17 protein-coding genes are annotated in these 20,904 nt (G+C 32.2%); 9 read left to right on the plus strand and 8 right to left on the minus strand.

Annotation, left to right across the window (positions count from 1 at the left end; all coding sequences use genetic code 11):
* The first annotated feature begins 325 nt into the window (after positions 1-325).
* The 7 genes from prfH (at position 326) to Q0829_RS15235 (ending at position 7,233) form a co-directional block, all read left to right on the plus strand.
* Positions 326-1,021, plus strand: a complete 696-nt coding sequence (prfH, locus tag Q0829_RS15205; RefSeq protein ID WP_298544618.1) for a peptide chain release factor H — start codon at positions 326-328, stop codon at positions 1,019-1,021.
* Between the two features lie 4 nt (positions 1,022-1,025).
* Positions 1,026-1,571, plus strand: a complete 546-nt coding sequence (locus Q0829_RS15210) for a hypothetical protein (RefSeq protein WP_298544620.1) — start codon at positions 1,026-1,028, stop codon at positions 1,569-1,571.
* A gap of 57 nt (positions 1,572-1,628) precedes the next feature.
* Positions 1,629-2,654, plus strand: coding sequence for a C45 family autoproteolytic acyltransferase/hydolase (locus tag Q0829_RS15215; protein ID WP_298544621.1), 1,026 nt, complete (start codon positions 1,629-1,631; stop codon positions 2,652-2,654).
* A gap of 13 nt (positions 2,655-2,667) precedes the next feature.
* Positions 2,668-3,213, plus strand: coding sequence for a 3'-5' exonuclease (locus Q0829_RS15220; protein ID WP_298544622.1), 546 nt, complete (start codon positions 2,668-2,670; stop codon positions 3,211-3,213).
* Between the two features lie 696 nt (positions 3,214-3,909).
* Positions 3,910-4,656 carry a DUF547 domain-containing protein gene (locus tag Q0829_RS15225; protein ID WP_298544623.1) on the plus strand — a complete coding sequence of 249 codons (747 nt, stop codon included), beginning with the start codon at positions 3,910-3,912 and terminating at the stop codon, positions 4,654-4,656.
* Between the two features lie 212 nt (positions 4,657-4,868).
* Positions 4,869-5,774, plus strand: coding sequence for a hypothetical protein (locus Q0829_RS15230; RefSeq protein WP_298544624.1), 906 nt, complete (start codon positions 4,869-4,871; stop codon positions 5,772-5,774).
* Between the two features lie 67 nt (positions 5,775-5,841).
* The gene (locus Q0829_RS15235; protein ID WP_298544625.1) at positions 5,842-7,233 is read left to right on the plus strand and encodes a cytochrome c peroxidase; all 1,392 of its coding nucleotides are present in this window, start codon (positions 5,842-5,844) and stop codon (positions 7,231-7,233) included.
* A gap of 411 nt (positions 7,234-7,644) precedes the next feature.
* Here Q0829_RS15235 and Q0829_RS15240 read toward each other — a convergent pair whose 3' ends face one another.
* Positions 7,645-8,934 carry a T9SS type A sorting domain-containing protein gene (locus Q0829_RS15240; protein ID WP_298544626.1) on the minus strand — a complete coding sequence of 430 codons (1,290 nt, stop codon included), beginning with the start codon at positions 8,932-8,934 and terminating at the stop codon, positions 7,645-7,647.
* A 173-nt stretch (positions 8,935-9,107) separates the two neighbouring features.
* Between Q0829_RS15240 and Q0829_RS15245 the strand changes: the two genes are divergently transcribed.
* Positions 9,108-9,992: a methyltransferase domain-containing protein gene (locus Q0829_RS15245; RefSeq protein ID WP_298544627.1), complete on the plus strand. Its 885-nt coding sequence runs from the start codon at positions 9,108-9,110 to the stop codon at positions 9,990-9,992.
* Positions 9,993-10,022: 30 nt separating this feature from the next.
* On the plus strand, positions 10,023-11,345 hold the full coding sequence (locus tag Q0829_RS15250) for a hypothetical protein (protein WP_298544628.1): 1,323 nt from the start codon (positions 10,023-10,025) through the stop codon (positions 11,343-11,345).
* On the opposite strand, the gene Q0829_RS15255 is transcribed toward Q0829_RS15250, so the two are convergent.
* From Q0829_RS15255 to Q0829_RS15285, 7 genes are all read right to left on the minus strand, one after another.
* Positions 11,337-12,245 carry a 2OG-Fe dioxygenase family protein gene (locus Q0829_RS15255; protein WP_298544631.1) on the minus strand — a complete coding sequence of 303 codons (909 nt, stop codon included), beginning with the start codon at positions 12,243-12,245 and terminating at the stop codon, positions 11,337-11,339. The two genes, Q0829_RS15250 and Q0829_RS15255, sit on opposite strands and share 9 nt — an antisense overlap.
* The gene (locus Q0829_RS15260; protein ID WP_298544634.1) at positions 12,242-14,959 is read right to left on the minus strand and encodes an AAA domain-containing protein; all 2,718 of its coding nucleotides are present in this window, start codon (positions 14,957-14,959) and stop codon (positions 12,242-12,244) included. The genes Q0829_RS15255 and Q0829_RS15260 overlap by 4 nt, the downstream gene beginning before the upstream one ends.
* A 29-nt stretch (positions 14,960-14,988) precedes the next feature.
* Entirely contained in the window at positions 14,989-15,546 is a 558-nt protein-coding gene (locus Q0829_RS15265) for a hypothetical protein (protein WP_298544637.1), read from the minus strand.
* A gap of 8 nt (positions 15,547-15,554) precedes the next feature.
* Complete coding sequence (locus Q0829_RS15270) at positions 15,555-17,492, minus strand: AAA family ATPase (protein WP_298544639.1); 1,938 nt, start codon at positions 17,490-17,492, stop codon at positions 15,555-15,557.
* A gap of 82 nt (positions 17,493-17,574) precedes the next feature.
* Positions 17,575-18,384, minus strand: a complete 810-nt coding sequence (locus tag Q0829_RS15275; RefSeq protein WP_298544641.1) for an ABC transporter ATP-binding protein — start codon at positions 18,382-18,384, stop codon at positions 17,575-17,577.
* Position 18,385: 1 nt separating this feature from the next.
* Positions 18,386-19,354 carry an ABC transporter permease subunit gene (locus tag Q0829_RS15280; protein ID WP_298544643.1) on the minus strand — a complete coding sequence of 323 codons (969 nt, stop codon included), beginning with the start codon at positions 19,352-19,354 and terminating at the stop codon, positions 18,386-18,388.
* Positions 19,354-20,901: a phosphate ABC transporter substrate-binding/OmpA family protein gene (locus Q0829_RS15285; protein WP_298544648.1), complete on the minus strand. Its 1,548-nt coding sequence runs from the start codon at positions 20,899-20,901 to the stop codon at positions 19,354-19,356. Before Q0829_RS15285 ends, Q0829_RS15280 begins: the two co-directional genes overlap by 1 nt.
* Between the last annotated feature and the right edge of the window lie 3 nt (positions 20,902-20,904).

Here is a 20,904-nt window from a genome sequence, read left to right on the forward strand (position 1 = left end):
GCGGGTCGGGCTTTCGGCTATATCTTTTCTGTCATACTTCTCGACTCCGCTCGAAGTGACAGAAAAGGATGCCGCCTCAATCCCTAACGTGAAAAGGAAAAAATGAAATCTAAAAATTAAAAAATAGTGAATGATGGCCTATCGAAAGTTTAACGTAAAATTTGAAGTGAAAATACCGTGAAATTTTAGACTGTTTGAGCGTAGCGAGTTTCTAAAATTTAGGTGTTGAACAATAAATTTATTCAAACCTTCGTAAGCCTAGATTTTTTTGGTTCGTTTTTTCATCGATGGAAAAAATGAACAGAAACTGATAAGAATATTCAAAATGAAAACTAAAATAATTCAAATAACCGCTGGACGAGGACCTGCAGAATGTTGCTGGGTTGTTGCGCAAGTACTGAAACTATTTCTAGAAGAAATTAAAAATAGTGGATTTACATATAGCATCCTGCAGAGAGACAAAGGTTCCGAAAATGGAACCGTACAATCCGCAACCATACAACTAAAAGGAAAAGAAGTAGACACCTTTTTAGCATTGTGGCTAGGAACCATTCAATGGATTGGAACGTCTAAATATAGAAAACACCATAAAAGAAAAAACTGGTTTATCGGAATGTATGAAATCAAACAGACTGAACTGATTACTCTAAATGAAAAAGACATTTCTTTTCAGGCAATGCGCAGTTCTGGTCCTGGCGGTCAAAACGTAAACAAAGTAAATTCTGCCGTTCGTGCTACCTATCATCCTACAGGAGACCAGGTAGTGGTTATGGACAGTAGATCACAACATCAAAATAAAAAAATCGCAATAGAACGATTAAAAGAAAAAGTATATCAAAGTCAACTTACCAAACTACAAAAATCACTAGATGACCAATGGGAAAATCATCTAAGCGTAGAACGAGGTAATCCCATTAAAGTATTTAAGGGAACTGACTTTAAAAAAAACTATAAAAAACAATCGTATGCGTCGGATCGTCAACAATTAAAAAAAGATTTACGCAACGAATTAAAAAACTAGCATCATGGGAAATTTATTAGATAAATATTTATTTCAGGCATTGGATGCATATCCATATAATTTAGAAGAAGCTGTAGAATCTCTAAACTATGCATTGTCTTACGATGATAAAAATCCAATAGCACTTTGCTTAATGGGACAGATCTATGCAGAAAATCTTAGGAATTATGAAACGGCAAAAGAGTATTACCAACAAGCACTAGCAGAAGATATGTATGCATTGGATGTATATCCTAAATACATCAATGTGCTGCTTTGGAATGAAGATTATGACGAAGCTGAAAAGCTGATTGATTTTGCCTTGACGCTAAAAGGAACCGATAAAGCTGTATTATATTTAAAAAAGGGAATCCTTTTCGAACAGAAAAAGGAGTACAAAAAAGCACTTAAGGTTCTAAAAATCGCCAAAGTAAACACTTACAATAATTATTTTATTAGTGATATCGAAGGAGATGAAAAAAGAATCAAAGACAAAATGCCTAAAAAGAAGAACAAGAAAAAAGGAAACAAAAATTCTTCTAAAAAAGCAAAGAAGAAAAAGAAGAATTAATCAATTCAGACCTACCAATCTGCTGGGACAGACTGGTAGGTCTAAAAAAATAATAATGTGAAAGAATGTATAGTAAATTTAGATTTACCCCCAGAAAAAAGATGGGTATTTCTCAAAACATATAAAAAAGAAGTAAACGAACTTCTTCGATATTACATCAATGATTTTGTTGAAGCAGATATTTTATTTGATTCAGTAAATGAATATAAAGAACAATTGGTATCTGAAGAGTACCTAAAAGAAATAGATGGTATAGCAACCATCTGTGATTTCTCTCCTGATCAAATATTGATAGCAAACTTATACTATGACCTATTAAAATTTTATTTAGGTTGTACAGCATTTGCGGTTTATAATGGAACCGAAATATTACATTCCAGAAACCTAGATTGGCACACAAAAAATGACTTATTAAGTAAATATTCCAGAGTTTTTGATTTTCAAAAAAATGGAAAAACAGTGTTTAAATCGATTGGATGGCCAGGTTTTATTGGAGTTCTATCTGGAACAAAGCCTGGAAAATTTTCGTCTACGTTAAATGCAGTTTCCAGTAATGATTCTCCAGAAATCGCAGCCCCTATCTCCTTTTTACTGAGAGACATTTTATGTAGTTGTAATACATTCGAAGAAGCTAAGAATAAAATAGAGCATACCGTTATAATGAGTGATTGTTTGATCCTTCTTTCTGGTATAAAAAAAGAAGATAAAGCGGTCATTGAAAGAACTCCCAAAAGGTTCGCAACGAGAACAACAGAAGAAGATTATATCATTGTTACTAATGACTATAAACTTCTTCAGAATAGTTCTTCAACCGGAAATATGCTACAAGATACTTCTTGTGGAAGATATAATAACACTCAGGAATTACTATTAAAGAAGATTCCGCTTAATGATCGGGAATGTTTAAAAATATTGCAAGATGATAACATAATGATGGGAATTACTGTCCAGCAAATGGTATTTCATAATCACTCTGGAAATATTAAATTAATAAAACCTGTGAGTCTATTAGGAAATAAAATTCAATTTAGAATTACATTATACCTATCAGTCTACAACCATAGGTTGATAGGTATAAAATGATAAAAACAACAATATGAGTACAAATACAATTATAATTATAGACCTGGAGGCTACTTGCTGGAATGGTCCTGTACCACAAGGACAAATAAATGAAATCATAGAAATAGGTATCTGTTTATTAAATACAGAAACTGGAGAAATTTCTGAAAACCAAGGGATTTTGATCAAACCAGAACGCTCAGAAGTAAGTCCTTTTTGTACAGAATTGACGACAATAACTCAAGATTTATTAAATCAAGAAGGAATATCATTTATTGAAGCCTGTGAAATTATAAGAACTAAATATCAAGGACACCAACATACATGGGCAAGTTATGGCCTATACGATCTAAATATGATGAAAAAACAATGTAGTTTTAGAGAAATAGAATACCCGTTATCACAAAATCATATTAATGTAAAAGAACTTTTTACTAAGGTAAAAGGATTACAAAAAAAAGTTGGAATGAAAGGAGCTTTAGGGATTTTAAATATTCCTTTAGAAGGAACACATCATAGAGGTGTTGATGATGCTAAAAACATTGCCAAAATTTTAAATTGGTCATTACTCCAAAAGTAGGTTTAAAACTTATAAATTAGTATACTATTTACTTACATAAATGATAGAATAATTTCTTAATAATTTCATAACAAAAATAATATTAAATACACCTTGTTTTTTCATAACCGCTACTCTTTTCCGCAATATTATACTACCTAGAGGGCTTCTAGCTAAGTAAAAACGCATAGATATGTTTACTCGAAACCCGTATATAAAAGTTAATTTTTAGTTAAAATTAACTTTTTTTGTAAGGTTTCATGTTTTTAATGATTTTTCGTGTTTTTTTCAAAAAAAAATACGGTTGCACCATTATTTTTCACTACAAATCATTAACATAATTTGATCAATACGATGTGAAATTTCACCAAAAAAAAATAAAAATTTACGTTTCAATAAAAATTTTGATCATCCACTACATTAAGGGCTTAGAGGTTTTGGGTATTATTAAAAAAAGAACAAATTACAGGCTTATTTTATCCAAGACCAAGTATAGAACTTCCCAACAAATAGAAAAATACCGTTAAACTGGAACAACCGTAATTTGCAAAAAGGTTTAACAGTAAATGAATTACAAGTTAATTTCAAAAACCTGTAAGAATAGTATTTCTTTCATTTTCTAGCTAACAGCAACAACCTGTCTTACGTCTCTTTTTTTATTAATTTAGACTTTCAATATTGAAAAACATATTGAATAACCCCAAAAAAACTAACAAAATGAAATCTCTTAAAATCTATTCCTTTATTTTAATTTCTCTATTATTTTTCAAAGCGCAGACTCAGGAAATTGTAGATCATTCAGCCTGGGATCAAATATTGGTTCTTAATGTAACTGATAATGGTCTGGTTGATTATGACGGAGTCACAAATGATGTGATAGTTTTCTATAAATACTTTAGATATTTACAAAATATATCTCCTGAAGATCATTGGAGTAAAGATGAAAAAATAGCATATTGGCTTAATGTATATAACGCTACAGTTATGAAAATGATCATTGATGAATATCCAATAGAATCTATCAACAAAATAGAAAACCCCTGGAAACGAAAAGCATTCAAATCAAAAGGGGTCCGATATAGCTTAGATGATATTGAACACAATATCTTAAGAAAATTCTCTGACCCTAGAATTCACTTTCTGCTAAATTGTGGGTCCATGTCATCTCCTCGATTATGGAATAGAGCTTATACTAGTTCTAATATTGAACTTGCCCTTGAGGAAAGAACCCGTGAATTTATTAATGACCCACAGCGAAATCAAATAAATTCTAAAACCGTTAGAATTTCGCAATTATTCGAATGGTATGAAGAGGATTTTACCAGTAACCATAGTAATGTGATCGATTTTATTAACGACTACTCAACTGTCAAAATTAATAATTCGATAAGTAAAAAATATATTACTTACGACTGGAATCTGAACAAAAATGACAAAAAAACTCCAATAACAAGCAATAACTGAACCTTGATTTTTGGTTACAGTTCCGTTAATTATACATTCTAATTAACATTAAACAAGCGCAAAGTTTTCTAATCTATAGAATAACTAAGTTGTGATGAATTTCTATTCATTAACAAGCTTATCCTTGTATGCTATTTGATTAAGAAATTTTTAGAATTTATTATTTCATATAACCACGTACATAAACACTTTTAAAACCTAAATACCTTATTATGACTAACACAATCAACCCAAAAAAAGCATTAACCATATTATGTCTGGTATGTATTTCATCCATATCGGCTCAAACCATTATCAACGGTTTTTTTCCAAAAAAGAAGGATCTTACTGTGGCTACTTCTTATTCTTATAAAAGTTATGACAACTTTTTTAGAGGTAGCACAGAAACCAAATCTAACCCTATGAATATGGGCGAAATCTCTTCAACTATCGTAAGTATATATGGTGAGTATGGTATCCTGAACTGGCTATCGACAGCGGTTACTTTACCCTATATTTCTACCCAAAACGAAACAGGAGTTTTGGATCCTGTATCTCAAACAAGCGAAGTGAGCGGTGTACAAGATTTAAGCATGTTTCTAAAAGCTAAAGTGTTGGAAAAAGACTTTAGCAATTCGTCAAAAGTAGCTATCGGCGGCGCTGCAGGAGTGTCTTTACCAGTAGGAGGATATGAAGAAGCTGGGATACTTTCTTTAGGTAATGGAGCAACTGCATTTGATGGATGTGGTTTCATACAATTTAAAACCGCTTCTAATCTGTTTATAGAATTACAAGCTGCTTATAGTTTAAGAAATAATTCGGATTTCGAAATTCCTAATGCTACATTATTTAGTGCCAAACTTGGGTATTATAACAAGTGGTTTTATGCACACGCAAAAATAGGCACTCAGAATTCATTAGATGGATTTGATATTGGATCTCCAGAATTTGCTGAAGCTGGAGGCGCACAAGCACTACCAGAAACCGAAGTAGATTACACCAATTTCTATTTTGATCTATATGTTCCTATATATAAACAGAGTGTCGGAATTTCCTCTGGATACACCACCAATATGAGTGGAAAAAACTTTGATAGAGCCTCTGGTTTTTCTTTAGGCTTAGTATACAAAATAGAATAACTTCTAATTCATCTATAATTTCTAACCTAACCAATAAAAAACAAAAAACCACCAAAAAATTATTCTCATGAAAAAGATACTCTTTTTTGTTATGATTTTCGCCCTGTTCTCATGCGAAAATGATGATTATATAGTACTAAACCCTGAAACAAGTGAAAATCAAACGTATTCCTTAAAAACAACTATAGAGCCTTCTGAGTTAGATTCAAAACTTTTAGCGAAATTGGATAGTGTAACTGATGGTGTCGGCGTTTCTTTTTTTACATTGCCAAATAGCGATGACTATGCTAATATACCTCAAGACCCATTAAATCCAATAACAACGGAAAAAGTAGCCTTAGGAAAACTACTTTTTCATGAAACCGCTACAGGAGGAAATCCTACTACAGCATCAAACTTATTTACTTATTCTTGTGCATCCTGTCATCATGCAGCGGCAGGATTTAGTGCCGGAATAAGACAAGGAATTGGAGAAGGAGGCATAGGATTTGGCGTAAAGGGTGAAAGTAGAATTTTTAATAATACAATTGCTATCGCCGATATTGATATACAACCTATTCGTTCTCCTACTATTTTAAATGTTGCTTACCAAGATGTAATGCTATGGAATGGACAATTTGGTGGTACAGGAACAAATGAAGGTACCGAAGCCAATTGGACTAATATCCCGGAAAATTCACTGGGGTTTCAAGGAGTAGAAGTTCAAGCTTTAAAAGGACAAGACGTGCATCGATTATTAATTAACAAAAAATTCGCTAAAGATTTTAACTATAAAAAGTTATTTAATAAAGCTTTTCCGGATGTTCCAAAAGAAGAAAGGTACGTTAGGGAAACTGCTGGACTAGCCATAGCAGCCTATGAAAGAACCGTACTACCAAACCAATCTCCTTGGCAACAATGGCTTAAAGGAGACTATACAGCCCTGACGAATAAAGAAAAAAGAGGAGCAAAAATGTTTTTTGGCAAAGCAAAATGTTTTAAATGTCATACAGGGCCTGCTCTAAATGATAAAAAATTCTATGCTCTTGGAATGGGTGATTTTGATGATTCTAATAATGCTGTTGTACAGGATGACACTAACTTCCCCGATGTAAAAAGAGGAAGAGGTGGATTTACCAACAAACCAAGAGATTACTATAAATTCAAAACTCCTACATTATATAATCTTATAGACAACGGTGTTTTTGGTCATGGAGGCACCTTTACCTCTGTCAGAGATATAGTCGAATATAAACTTAACGGAATTCCGGAAAATAATGAGGTTCCACAAGAGAGATTGCATAGATTATTTACAGATGTTCAGGATCTCACTGAGAATCAGATTAACAATCTGGTCTTATTTATCGAAAATGGCTTAAGAGATCCTAATTTATCAAGATATGTACCACAAACTATTAATTCGGAGAATTGTTTTCCTAATAGTGATGCACAATCAAGTATCGATCTGGGATGTAGTTAAGCAAACTTGTTGTACTAAACTTAAATAGTAAGAATAACACAATCAGTAAAAAACCCTACTAGACTCATTAAAAAACTATTCCCCCAAATAGGATACTCATATTCGATGAGTTTAGCAGGGTTATTTATTCTAATTAACCAAGAGAAAATATCTTTTTTAATAATAAGTGTCTCTCTTATTTATTCCTAAATGATGAGAAAACGAAACCATTATAAATCCGAAAATCACTTTTGCACTAATCAGGTATAAGACGGATTAAGTTGAACATTTTTATCCTACCAACCTAAGATTACCCATATTACATTATCAGCAAAATCATGCTACGGCTCATTGAAAACTATTTCCCAAATAAAATAGTTTAACACAAATTCGTCAATGAGCTCAGCATGATACTTATTCTACGAATAAAATTTACTTTACAATTAATTTTACAATATCCGAATACTGATCACCAATAATTTTTAGAAAAAACGTCCCTTTTTTATCTAAATTAAACTTCGTTGATTGATGATCAGTAATGGAAACAGCATCGATCACTTGACCGATCATATTTATAACCTTTACTTCTACCGGAAAAATTGTCGAATTTGGTAGCTCAAGATTAAAAATACCGTTTCCAGGATTCGGATATAGTATTGGTTTTAGGGTATGTATTGATAGGTCATCTACTGATAATACTTGGTTTGACAAAAACACTCTGCTTTCGCCATTATCAAAAGTATATCCTTGTAAACTATTCCATATAAAATTTACAATGGTTGTATAGTTATTTTTTACCATATCCGGAATGCGAATCGGAGCCGCTAAATCCGCATCCGGAAATTGAAAATTTGCTGGAGGTCGTTCTCCATATAACACCGAATAGTGAATTAATGCTGTTAAGAAATATAACACTGGAAATCCATGTGGCGCAGCATCTTCATATAAGGTTGTTGCTCGTATATCTGCTAATATTCCGTTATCTGAAAATAAATCTGCTAGAATGGGTCCAACCGGAATTAATTTCACATTGGCATCTGGTCTTTCTACCAATACCTCATCCTGAAGTGTTATCCACCAATCATGGAATTCTTCTCTGGTATAATCATAAAATGCTCCGAATTCTAAATCTTCTTCAGCCTGAGAAACCGGTGGAAACGTTCCGTTAAATTCCGGCCAGTTTTCATAAATATAAAAATCTATCCCTGGTTCTTCCTGTCTTACGTAGTCCAAAATACGTAATACTGCTTCTACAGAACTCAGTGCATTAGGATCTTGATTGCAGTCTTCTATATATTGTTGATCACAAAATGCATTCTGTGAAGGGGTTGCTGTTTGCTGAATAAAATTCGCCAGTGTAACGATCGTATTATCATAATCCCAGCTACCAAAATCATTATTGGATTCGTTTGTTCTTGTATTAGGTGCATCAATAAAACCCCATTGAAAAATCGGAGGCACTGCTTGTAATGGTAAAAACCCAAATTGACCATCTACAGAATACTCATTATCTGCCTGTTGCGCTAATAAATACATCCAATCAGGAATATTACTTCGATTCTGTGTTGATTGATCTGCGCTATGATTCACCAAACTATGTCCGAAAATATATGACGTATTATTGTTCTGAGAAAAACTGATATTACCCGAAATAACAAATAGTACAAGAAGAATACCGCTATATATATTATTGGCCTTTAATTTGATAATTTTCAGTTTCATAGAAATGCGCATTAGGTCTGGTTTTATAGCTTCCTTTAGTAAAACGCATTACTTTAAAAACACCCTACCCTTTTATTTCAACTTTCAACAAAATTTTTTCACTTTTAAGTTTCTCTCTTCTTGATATTTTTAAAATTCATAATGATTATATTTACTAAAACAATCATAGAGGAATGAAAGACAAATTATTTGAGGAAGTCATTGACAATTACGATGCACTAAAATATAGTTTACTAAAAGCGCAAACATTCGATGAGTCTCATTTTGGTTTTCCGGAAATCTATTATAAGATTATGGAAACTGATAAACAACGTGTGGATGCTTTTCATAGAGCATTTAAACTCAATAATAATTTTAAGGGTGCTACTGTCTGCGAAATTGGTGTGGGTACACTCCCATTGACCAAATTATATATGCCACATGTAAAAAAAGCATACTTAATAGAGAATAATCCTGACTTGATTCCTTTTATAAATAAAGAGATTGCCAAGTATCCATGGGCAGATAAAGTAGAAGTAATATATGCAGATGCTTTAACCGTAGATTTACCGGAAAAAGTAGATTTTGTAGTTGGGGAACTAATGAGTATTTATTGTGCTAATGAGTTTCAGGTACAGATTTTTCAGCATATGCGAGAATTCTTAAAACCTGGTGGAAAATTATTCCCTAATCGTATTGTAAATTTTGCTCGACTATGCGAAGCCGAAATTGACGCTGATGTTCATCATTATCCAGTTAATTTCACAAGACATCAGCCGATGTTCTTAACCCAACAGTTTTTAGTAAACGAAATCGAATTATTAAAAGAAAAAAAACAAGGTGTAAAACTTAGTTTTTCAGTTCCTGTGTTGTTCTCTGGAACGGTAAATGCACTGTATTTAGAATCTTATGTAGAAGTGACAGAAGGATCTAATTTTACAGGCACCGATAGTTTGATGCCACCGACTGTTTTAAAAACTACCAATACACAAGAGGTAAAAGCGGGAGATCTGGTACATATTGACTTTAGTTTTGACTATGGTTCTTCTCTAGATGATATCAGCTGTGTCTTATCCTAATTTATTAGTGCTTTATTAACTGTTTAGACAATGCTAATAGACAAAATTCTTTCGTTTCTTTTTGGTGTCAAGAAATCTAAACTAAAAATTAATCAAAAAGAACAAGAACACGTAAATAGTGGATATGTAAATATATCAAAAAGGGAAATCGTTGATGTTGACAAAACATCATTAGATCAGGCGTTATGGGACAAAAAAAATAATCATTCAGAATTACTTTTAGAAATTTTTAATGAGGCTAAGTCAAAATCCGATTATGAGCACCATAATTTATGGGCTATTACTTTTAATACTTTGGATTCTTATAGTTTCTTATTTGAACAACATCCAAGTTTTAAAAAATCATTTTTATTTTATCTCATCAAATATATTATTGAAGAAAACGAAAGTAAGTATTCAGAAAAAAAACCTCCAGTTCGTTTTGTAATTGAATTATTCAATTTAATCTTAAAATCAAAATTAACGCTAAATGAAGAAGATTTTATTAAAATATTAGAACTAGTTAGGACTCCGTTAAAATATCAATTCAGTATTTCTTTTACAACAATTTTTAACAAACTAAAAAAGTTTTGTCATAACAAACAAATTAGCAATGTTCTTGTTACTTACTTGAAAACTTTTATGAAATCCGACGGTTTCAGAGAAGTAGGCAATTATTCTGAAAATGATTTTACAAGTATTGTCGAAAGAATTGTATTAAATAATTCTCTTAAAAGCCAAGGAGAATACCCTGTCTTCGTTTTATTATCTGATTATTTTGGCACCAAAGTGAATAAACATATTCAAAGTTTAGAAGTTCCAATAAATAGCTATTTATCACAGATACTTAACATATACAACACTCATAGCCAATTAAATCACCCAAATGAAATAAGTAGTGCTATAGAAAATCAAATATCCCAAAATGGTATTCTAATCTATAGAAAGAAAATTCACAAAATGATAGAAATAGCAGCAAACTTTAAACCAAAAACTATCCGAATTATTGGAGAAAAGATTGAATGGAACCCTGGATATAGATCTTATTGTGTATATACACATATGAGAAAAGAGAATATAAAAATCGTCAAAGGTATAGTATTATCCGCAGCCTATTATAATGACAAAAAAAGCATTCAACATATTCTAAAAATAGTAGAGCGTTGTTATACAACTTCCGATATTAGAAGGCTCGGTTCCTCTTCAAGATCATTAGGAAAAACTTGTATCTATGTGTTAGCACATTGCTTTGAAGAAAAAGGTCAAAAAGAATTAAAAATGTTATATAATCAAACTAAATTCAAATCTATCAAAAAACAAATAGAAAAAGAATCCAAAGTATTAGAAGAAACTACTGGAACACCATTACTCTAAAATATCCATATCAAATCCGATGATATCCCGTATTCCAGGTTTTGTAATATCTTCTGGCTCGATGGGCGTCACATAATGCCAAAGGTCATTCCCAAAAGTGAACTCCTCGCCTGTATCAGCCTGAAAAATAAATTCTCCTGGTTCTAATACTTTTTTATAGATGAGTTCATTGCTATCTAAGGTTGTTTTTTCATAAATCTGACTTTCGGCACCAATGATATTTTGTCGGTTTACTACCAATGCAGACATAATATATTGTGCCCCATCTTCATGAACTCCTTCTGGAGAATTTTCCCCTTTTATTTTTTCCTTAGAAATAGTTCTCATAAAATGACTGGTGATTTGGATCTTACGTACTTCTGGATGTATCTTTTTGACTAAACCAGCCATTTTTTTAAGTAACTCAAAAAACAATTCGTTCTCTACTGCTTCTCTAGCGGCTTGTTTAAAAACTCGCTTCCATACTCTAAAATCATCCACATCTTGCTCAAATCCTTGTGATACTATTCTTTCTGCAAAATACTGATCATCCCAAATTTCAATCAAAAAAGTAGCAATATTGCGTTGTCTTGTAATTGTAGATAACTGATCAAATTCTTGTTTTTGATTCTCATCTAATTGCTGTATCCAATATGCTAAAGCATCTATTGATTGTGTGCCTTCAAAATAGGGTTTATGAAGCTTCTCAATAGCATCCAAATCCGAAGAAAAACTAGTCTTCAAAAAGGTGATTTGTTTGCTTCTTACTAAATATACATCATCCTGTAATGCAGAAAAAAAAGGTTTAAAAAAGTGAAGAAAAGAACTTACATTTATTCTTAAATCTGCAACACTACCAACCCGAATGGGTGATTTAATAGTTCTGCCTATTTGCTTTGATATTTCTTTTTCAGTAATCATTTCTTAATTCTAACTTTCTTTGCAATATGATCCAAACATGCCTCCTTATTATGCAACCAGTAAGCGTACGGTATCGTTATAATAGGTATTTGTGTTCTAAAGAGTGTTTTGTATTGTTCTATAGAAAATGTTTTTTCCAATGTTCCTGGGTATCCAACCAAATCAATACATACCGTTCTTTGGTTAAAAGTTACTAAAATATCCATTATATATCCAGCTAATGAATAATTGACAATAATATCTTCTTCTTGGATTCCTAATTGAATTAATTCTTCGTGTACTTCTGTTGCAAAATTATCAATATATTCTTCCGCTCGATTATGTTGATGATGTATTCTAGTCTCTGATAGGTAATCAATTAATAAATGTTTATTCTTAAAATTCTTAGGATCAAAAGAATAATACAAAAACTGTTTTTGTTTAGCACGAGTTATACTTACATTAAATACATCTTCTCTATCTAAATATTGAAAAACAGAACTGCTTATGTTGTTATCAATGGTAAATGTGATATACATTTGATCACGTTCCTCTCCTTGAAATTCGAAAGGTGTTCCAACGGCTATTTTGTGTTTCTTTATCGCGGCAAGATCATATTCTTCTATCTTATTCTTTAGGTAATTTACCTGATCTCTAAAAGGAGAAAGAATACCTATTGTCGTTGCTACGCCAGCCGCAATCTGAATTTCCTGATCAATTATTTGTTGTACATCTTCTAAAATTTTGTTAGCCTCACTAAGATTAGTCCCATCTTTTAGTTTTTCGCCTTCACAAAATATCCAATGTACCGCAGAAGATTTATGATGAATTTGTAAATCTGACATCACCTTTAACTTATCAAAATAAAATTTCTGATTACTATATCGGATAATACTAGGAACACTGCGATAATGTTCATCAAGAAAATGAATATTACTGTTAGAAGGAAGTCGTTCCATCGCATAATCCAAGAAACTCGTTTCCTTGTAATTCATTACATCCTCTCCCTTTATCAGACCGTAATTATTGGCAGTAATTTCCATTACCTGTCTAGATAAAAAAGAAACGTGTCTTAGTTGTTTTGGATCACCAACGACGACCACTTTTTTTGCTCTGGCCAATACAGGAATCATGGTCGTAATATCACATTGGGAAGCTTCATCTATAATAGCTACATCAAAAATATCGTTTTCTAAAGGAAACACATTACTAACATCTGTTGACTTTGTAATCCAAATAGGTAGGCATTGTAATACTGATATAAAATTGATATCCTGAAATAAACGATCTCTTTCTACAACATCTTTAGTTTTTACAAGCTTCAATAGTTGAGAAAAAGTTCGATCTTTCTGTAATAAATTAGAAATTTTATCTTGATATTTTAAAGAAATGATCTCTTTAATCAGCTTATTTCTTTGATGAATATAATGATCTAACAATTCTATTAACTGCCAAAAAGGATATTCTTCTAATACTTTTTTAGAGACATATTTTCGTTTTAATCTTTTAAAAAAAGAAGGTTTGTGATCCAAAAATAGCTCAGCATTTTTAATTTCTCTACCTTCTCTTTCCTGTATTTCTTCGCTTATCTCCTTTATTTTATTTTTAGCATAATCAATTTCAGCTTGCTTTTTAGGAATAAAATAATCCCCTCCAGATTTTCTAAACCTGGTAATTGATTCTATTTTCTTTCTTAAGGTAGCACGATGACTTCTACCAGAACCTGCTCTAATAGACAGCCCTTTTACTCCTAAATCTTGTATAATTTTATCTTGGAGTACGTCTATTGCTTGATCGGATTTAGAACAGATCAATACACTTTTATTATGGTATACTTGATCTAGAGCTAGCGAAGCAATGGTGTACGATTTACCGGTTCCCGGAGGACCAATTACAACGGTAATATCATTTGATTTTACGGCCTGAATAATATCTAATTGTGACTCACTAAGATTAGAAGGTACATATATAGCTTCTCTCGATTTAGTTTCTTTATCAACATCTACTTTTCTTCTGGAAAAGAAACCTCTAAGTGTATCATTAAATAAATGTCTTTCTTTTATCTCATCAATTTCATGTAAAACATTTCTGCTAGATTTTGATTTCTCGATAATACCCAAAGCAATTGCGGGAAGTAATTTTAGAGAGGTAGATTTTAAATGACTTCTTAGTTTCTCTCCCGAGATAAGCTCAGGCAAATCTTCTAGGGCAATAGTATCTATTTTTATATTTTCTTTGAGCTTTCTGGCAATTGCTCTTATATCTTGTTTACCAGGCTCCTGATCATTAATCAATGATTTTATCTCCAAAACAAACGAATCATCAAGGTTATAATTAGATTTCAGCACATTCAATAAAGCATCATTCGTTCTATTTTCTTCAAAATTATAATTGATATGATATAATGCTTCATTATTAATTTCTAATGAAGCAGGAGTAATAATTAAGGGAGCACATATTGTTCTCTTTTTACCTAAAAAAGTAAGCTTGCCAGTGATAAAAAAACTACAGGCTATAAATGTTTTCTCTTTTCGGTGAATCTCAAGATACTTATACAACTCTTCGCCAAAATTGGTTTTCATAAAGGTTGTATCCTCCTCACGATAGAGTTGATCAATAGTATTTAGAAAGAATCGTTTATGAACTTTTGTTCCTAAAAAATTTAATATATCATTATCTCTAAATTCTTGTTTATAACAATCCTGATAGTACGATAAGACTTTTTCTATGTGCATAGAAGGCTATTTTTGATCATAAAACATTTCTAGATTTGAAACAAGTGTCTATTTAATCCCATTATAATTCCTAAAGAAAACATATTGAAACCAAAAACAGCAGCTAAGATCATTAAAAAATAATCTTGATTTTTCATTCCTTCTTTAATTAAAATATTCAATTTTTCAGTTTGAAATTTTCGGTTACTTAAAATTTTTTCAGATTTCAAAATGGGGTGTTTTGACATAAACTCCTCCAAATTTTCAAATCTAAGTTCATATATTCCATTCTTATCTACCGAAAAATACCACTGACTAAAACATCTTTTTCTTTTCCTTAGAAAAGAAGGTTTAAAAAAAAATTCATGTAAAACCAAATTGCTGCTTTCTGATGAGGATAATTTAAGGTTAAGATTCTTTACATTAAAATCAGGTGTTAATCCAACAAAAGAAATTGCATACATTCCAGATTTATTGATATTAAACTTCAATGGGAATTCTAATATACTACTTTCTACGATTTCTTTTAGACGACTTTTTTTAACAAAAAGCTTAACAGCTATTATTAAAAGTATAAACCCAACGACTGTTAAAAAAATAAATATCATAGGCCTAGTTAAGCTTCTTCCTCGTCTTTCTGAAACCTTAAATAATCATCAACGGTTTGATTGATAGGCGGAATATCATCCTCAACGATTGTTTTTAGTAATTCTTCTGTGAGTGGTGTAATAGATACAATACGATTCGCTTGATACTCTATGATTTTTTCGAACAAGTTTCTAGCAACTCTTGCATTACCGAAACTCTTGTGTCTTTTTTCGTATAACTTATCAAAGATAAACTCTAGCTTTTCTTTTGCTTCGTCTGCCAATACAAAATCATTTTTCAAACAAAACAATTCAAAGATTCCGATTAGCTCTTTTGGTTTATAATGATCAAAAGTAAAGTATCTATTAAATCGTGATTGTAGTCCAGGATTCGATTCTATAAACTCCTCCATCTCATCAGGATATCCCGCAACGATCACCACTAATTGATCTCGGTGATCTTCCATCTTTTTTAGTAATACCTCTACGGCTTCATTACCAAAGTCTTTTTTATTATCCTTAGCCAGAGAATATGCTTCATCAATAAACAATACTCCATCCAACGAAGTCTTTATAACTTCTTCTACTTTTAGAGCAGTTTGACCTACATAACCTGCTACCATTCCGGTTCTGTCGGTTTCCACCAGATGTCCTTTTTCTAAATACCCTAAGTGCTTATATATTTTAGACACTAAACGAGCTACAGTTGTTTTACCTGTACCTGGAGGTCCCATAAAAACTGAATGCAATGAATTGTTCACATTCTTCAGTCCTTTTTCTTCTCTTAGCTTTTGAACCTTCAAAAAGTTAGACAATTCTTTTACGGAAGTTTTGATATTATCTAAACCAATCAATTCATTCAACTCATCCATCACATCATCCAAGGTCTCATTCTCATCGATCTCTGTTTGCTTTACTCCTTCTAATTTTTCTTTAGGATGTTGTAATTTACTATTGATCTTCTTCAGTAAGGCTGTCTCTTCCTCAGAGATTGTCCCATCCGCTTTAGTTATCAAAGAAGCTATTCTATATAAAAATGATGCTGAATTAGCAAAATGCTGGCTGTCTAATCGTTTTAAAAGTGATGGTAATAAAAATTCATTCTTATATTCATTGCCTAAATCAAAAAGACTAGCTGTTTTAATTACTTCTATGTTTTCATCAAACTTTTCTGATTGAACAAATTTGTTAATCCGTTCTATAGACAAAGAAGCTATAATATCATTTCCCTGAAGTTTCTCGAACATAAATGCTAATAAAAATTTCACCTTAGCATCTGCAACCGTATTCTTGTTATCACTCAATGGATAAATCATGTTGAATACTCTAATGATATCCTGAAGAATTACATGTTCTGCCTTAAACTCTAGCGCATCATCAGTCTTATGAACAATAGCATTGATTGTATTAGAAAACCGTTTGTTATTATTTAAATCTTCTGCCAGATTCTGAATCTTTTCGCCTTCATTTTTTAGAATTTGTAGAAACTCATAATCGATATCAAACTCTTGAGTGGTGTCTTCTTTTTGGTTTACAAAATCCTTAAACTTATTGGTAAAATCGGATAAATTCTTTTTCTCATCTTTTTTGGTTAATAAAAAATCATCTACTAAATCATTTAATAAGGCGACATGCTCTTTTGGGAAGGCACTAAACTTTACATCCTGAAATACATCTTTATCTAATGGAATACTGGTTTCTGCAATATGGATATTCTGATTAGTAATTATAAGATCTAATTCATCAATAGATTCTTTTAAGGAATACAATACCAACAAATCTTCATCTTTAATTCTCAAGGTGGGAAACGCAGATGAGATAGACAGAATTTTTAACGGATTAACTGATTTTCCTTTAAAAAAAGAAGCTTTATCTTCTTGAGTTAATTTTGAAAAAAACTGATCTGTGGCTTTATGGTATTTTCTGTTGGTCATACGTAGTAAATTCTCTATAAGTTTTGATGTCACACTGAGCTTGTCGAAGTGTTACGATCGCAATAGTCTTCGAAAGGCTCAGACTGACATTCAATATATCTGAAAAAACTCTCTTTTAACTCCCAGCATCAATCTGCATCATTGCATCTTCTACTTCATGTACTAATTCATCAAAGTGCGCTAATCTCTTTGTTTCTCTCGTTCTATTAAATGGTAAATCGATATCGATATGTTTTACAAAATGTGAAGGCGCATGCTTCATAATATAAATATCATCTGCTAAATACACTGCTTCCTGAATATCGTGAGTAACAAATAAAATCGTAGGACTAAACTTTTCCCAAATACCAATTAGTAAATCCTGCATCTGTAAACGGGTTTTAATATCTAATGCCCCAAAAGGTTCATCCATCAATAAGATTTCTGGATTAGACATTAAACTTCTGGCAATCGCTACACGTTGTAATTGTCCTCCAGAAAGTGTAGGATATTGCGCATACTTCTTTTGGTGGCCATCCAATCCAACCAATTGGATCATCTCCATCGCTTTTTCGTCTCTTTCTTTCTTAGAAATCCCTTTAAAACGTAGGCCTAAACCAACATTATCTAATACGGTCATCCAAGGCAACGATGAATATTGCTGAAACACCATACTCACCCTATTCTCCTTACTAACAGGTTTCCCCTTTACCAACACAGTTCCTGCAGTTGGTTCTTGTAACCCTGCTATATATCGTAACAAAGTAGATTTACCACATCCTGACATCCCTAATATGACAGAAAACTGTCCTTGCATTGGTTTATCCTCTACTAATAAATCTAGGTTTTCTATAATTTTGGTTTTCCCTCCATCGTAGGATTGAGAAATCCCTCTAAGTTCTATAACATTAGGAGCCTGAGGAGTATCTGTAAACTGTAATGCCATATTAGTGTTTGTTTCCTTTATTTATGTGTTTATATGGAAATAATATTCTATCAATCATTACAAAAAGTCGATCTTGTAATATCCCTATAACCACTATGATAATTAGTATAGCAAAAGCTTTATCGATTCTACTTTGTCGTTTCGCAGTCCAGATTAATTCTCCTATTCCACCTCCTTTATTCAACATTTCTACAATGGTGATATACGTCCAGGAAATTGCTGTTAAAACCCGGATATCATCAATAATTTTAGAAAAAACGTATGGCATATAAACGGTTCTTATCGTTTGCCATGATGTTGCTCCTAAGGTAAAAACGGTATTGAGATATACATTCTGGACCTCATCGATCCGCTGGATGACGACCGGTATTAAATACACAATAATACCAAATGCTAAAAAAGATACTTTCATATCACTCCCTAATCCCAACCACATAATAAAAATACCTGTTACCGCGGTTAAAGGAATAAAACGATAGGAGTTTATAATCTGACTAAACAACCCTCTAAACAAAGGGATTAATCCTAATAAAAAACCAATAGGTATCGATACAAGAATCGCTACTAGGTATCCCAAAAAATTTAATTTGATAGAATAAAAAGTATTTCCTATTACATCATCATTTTGATTCAGATCAGGAAAAGCTTTGATTACTTTAATTGGTGAAGGTAGTAAAGGATACACCTTGTTTTTCTTAAGTCCGAATGCCGTTAGCTCGTCAAGACTCATTTGTTCCAGAGCATCATAACTAGCTACTAAAAGAGAATCATTTTCGTAATATTTCCGTTCACTTTGTGCGATCTTAGAAATGTCAATAGATTCATCTTGTGTAATCACGGAGGTAGATAAAACTTCGGCTAATAAAAACCACAACCCAATTAGAATCAAAGCACCAATCACCGTAAGAATGGCTTTATCCTTTGATTCTAAATTTCCTCTAAGTTCAAACAGTTTTTTGATCCCTACCATTAGTCTACAACCAGTTCAAAATCTGTTCTTCTGTTCTTAGACTTACAATCTGCATTTTGATTTCTCTCACATCCAGGAACTGGTTTATCTGGACCATTTCCTAGGATAATAAATCGGTTTGTTGGCATACTATGCTGCTGGATTAAATAATCTGCAACTGATTGCGCTCTTTTCTTAGATAATGCTACATTAGGGCCTCTGGATCCAACATTATCTGTATTCCCTTCAATTCGGATACGTGCGTTCGCAAATGCTTTTGCAATTGGTGTAAACTGAAGATCTATTAATTGCTTGGAGTTTTCATCTAACTGAAACTCTCCTGTTCTAAAGCTAATACTTACTTTTTTAGAAGAAAGTGATTCTTTTTTCTCTAATGTTTTATCAACTGCAGTAAACTGTTTTTGTTGTTCTGCATTATGAGAATTACCAGATAGCGATGTTTTATTCACCAAGTCTTTTGTAGAAAGTAACCTCCAGCTTTTTGCACCAGCAGTGCTATATCCAAGAGCATTATATTTCACTTTCATTTTATTATAAAGATCCTCTCCTGTAACACCTGTATAATTTGAATTCAACCCAAAGAAATCTTTATTATCTCCGTGAGTAGCTAATCGCACATTGTTTATAGCATCATAACAGAAATCTTCTGGTTGCGACAATCCTTCTGCCAGAATCTTCGCTGCTTTTCTTTTATTGCTATCAGAATTGTTTAATTCTGAAGCTCCAATCATCCATCCTTCATACAAATCTTGTAATTGTTCCTTATGAGTTTCAATAAACTCTTTTTTCGAAACAAATACATCAGCAATAATATGTGTTGCATTTTTAGTACTTTCTAAGACTTTAGACCCTGCTACTTTGGCAACACAATCTGCGTCATCCGGACTCCAAACTACAGCAGCGTCTACCGTATTACTCTTAAATGAATCTGCTGCATCAATTGCACTTGGCACTTCTACCAATTGAACATCTTTGGTAGTCATATCACTGGCTTCTAATAACCAAATCAAGAAAGAATGCGATGGCGTCATTGGCGCAACGGCTATTTTCTTTCCTCTAAGATCACTTACTTTATTGATTCCTCTAGCTGCTACGATCGCATCTCCTCCACGACTCCAATCTGCCTGAAATACCACTTGTGGCTGATATTGAGATAACCCTTCTACTTCTGTCGGGAATGCATCAATTGTTGCCCACATTAAATCGATAGAACCATTCTTAAAAGCATCTCTAGAAGCATCAAAATCATCAATAACTTCGAAGTTTACCTTAAATCCATAATCTTTATAGAATCTCGATGCTGTATTCGCTTTGAAGCCTTCATTGAAATACTGCCCTCCAGCATATCCACCCCAAGTTACTACTCCTACATTAATGACATCTTTATATCCTTCTTTTGTTTCTCCTTTATCAGAAGAAGAAGTAACTTCTTCTATCTTATCTTTTACAGCTGGATCTCTTAGTTTATTTAATAAAAAGTATAGTCCTCCAATAATAAGTACTACAATTAAAATTTTTGAAAACGGTGTTAATCTTCCTTTTGCCATGAT

This window comes from uncultured Aquimarina sp., from assembly GCF_947492405.1.
Taxonomy (GTDB): Bacteria; Bacteroidota; Bacteroidia; order Flavobacteriales; family Flavobacteriaceae; genus Aquimarina.

Excerpts from the sequence above, each read along its gene's own strand:
- Q0829_RS15230 (WP_298544624.1), top strand. The coding sequence starts at position 4,869 with ATGACTAACACAATCAACCCAAAAAAAGCATTAACCATATTATGTCTG.
- Q0829_RS15245 (WP_298544627.1), top strand. The coding sequence starts at position 9,108 with ATGAAAGACAAATTATTTGAGGAAGTCATTGACAATTACGATGCACTA.
- Q0829_RS15235 (WP_298544625.1), top strand. The coding sequence starts at position 5,842 with ATGAAAAAGATACTCTTTTTTGTTATGATTTTCGCCCTGTTCTCATGC.
- Q0829_RS15260 (WP_298544634.1), bottom strand. The coding sequence starts at position 14,959 with ATGCACATAGAAAAAGTCTTATCGTACTATCAGGATTGTTATAAACAA.
- Q0829_RS15210 (WP_298544620.1), top strand. The coding sequence starts at position 1,026 with ATGGGAAATTTATTAGATAAATATTTATTTCAGGCATTGGATGCATAT.
- Q0829_RS15220 (WP_298544622.1), top strand. The coding sequence starts at position 2,668 with ATGAGTACAAATACAATTATAATTATAGACCTGGAGGCTACTTGCTGG.
- Q0829_RS15285 (WP_298544648.1), bottom strand. The coding sequence starts at position 20,901 with ATGGCAAAAGGAAGATTAACACCGTTTTCAAAAATTTTAATTGTAGTA.
- Q0829_RS15240 (WP_298544626.1), bottom strand. The coding sequence starts at position 8,934 with ATGAAACTGAAAATTATCAAATTAAAGGCCAATAATATATATAGCGGT.
- prfH (WP_298544618.1), top strand. The coding sequence starts at position 326 with ATGAAAACTAAAATAATTCAAATAACCGCTGGACGAGGACCTGCAGAA.
- Q0829_RS15225 (WP_298544623.1), top strand. The coding sequence starts at position 3,910 with ATGAAATCTCTTAAAATCTATTCCTTTATTTTAATTTCTCTATTATTT.
- Q0829_RS15275 (WP_298544641.1), bottom strand. The coding sequence starts at position 18,384 with ATGGCATTACAGTTTACAGATACTCCTCAGGCTCCTAATGTTATAGAA.
- Q0829_RS15265 (WP_298544637.1), bottom strand. The coding sequence starts at position 15,546 with ATGATATTTATTTTTTTAACAGTCGTTGGGTTTATACTTTTAATAATA.
- Q0829_RS15280 (WP_298544643.1), bottom strand. The coding sequence starts at position 19,354 with ATGGTAGGGATCAAAAAACTGTTTGAACTTAGAGGAAATTTAGAATCA.
- Q0829_RS15255 (WP_298544631.1), bottom strand. The coding sequence starts at position 12,245 with ATGATTACTGAAAAAGAAATATCAAAGCAAATAGGCAGAACTATTAAA.
- Q0829_RS15250 (WP_298544628.1), top strand. The coding sequence starts at position 10,023 with ATGCTAATAGACAAAATTCTTTCGTTTCTTTTTGGTGTCAAGAAATCT.